The following is a 559-nucleotide window of genomic DNA, read 5'->3' as shown; positions in this document are numbered from 1 at the left end:
CCCCAGGCGATGGCGGTGCCGGGCAGTCCGGCGGCGTGCCGGGCACGGACGAGCGCGTCCAGCTCGGCGTTGGCGGCGGCGTAGTTGCCCTGGCCGGGGGCGCCGAAGGTGGCCGCGGCGGAGGAGAAGACGACGAAGGCGTCGAGGTCGAGGTCGCGGGTGAGGTCGTCGAGCACCCGCAGGGCCACCGGTTTGGCCGCGGCGACGGCGTGCAGTCGTTCGGGGGTGAGCCGGTCGAGCACGCCGTCGTCGAGGGTGCCCGCCGCGTGGAGGACTGCGTTCGGCGAGACCTCGGCGACGAGGGCGGCCATGGCGTCGCGATCGGTGGAGTCGACGGCGACGACCCGGGTGGACTCGGGCAGCCCTTCGGGGACCTCGCCGCCGCGCCGGCTGGTCAGCACGACCCGGTCGGCGGTGGCGGCCGCCCAGTGTGCGACGCGGGTGCCGAGAGCTCCGGTGCCGCCGGTGATGAGCACGGTGCCGCGCGGGGTCCAGGAGTCGGAGGTCTCGGCGCGGGCGAGGCGGCGGGCGTGGTTGCCGTCGGGGCCGACCAGCAGCT

Annotated in this window: 1 protein-coding gene; it reads right to left on the bottom strand. The window is 76.7% G+C overall.

Annotated features, from left to right (window positions below; translation table 11 throughout):
* On the bottom strand, window positions 1-559 hold a 559-nt coding region (locus tag SACPADRAFT_RS24550), incomplete at both ends, for a KR domain-containing protein (protein ID WP_040923750.1).

The organism is Saccharomonospora iraqiensis subsp. paurometabolica YIM 90007 (genome assembly GCF_000231035.2).
Lineage (GTDB): Bacteria > Actinomycetota > Actinomycetes > Mycobacteriales > Pseudonocardiaceae > Saccharomonospora > Saccharomonospora paurometabolica.
The sequence above is the reverse complement of the archived record's forward strand: the minus strand, read 5'-3'. Positions and strand labels throughout refer to the sequence as shown.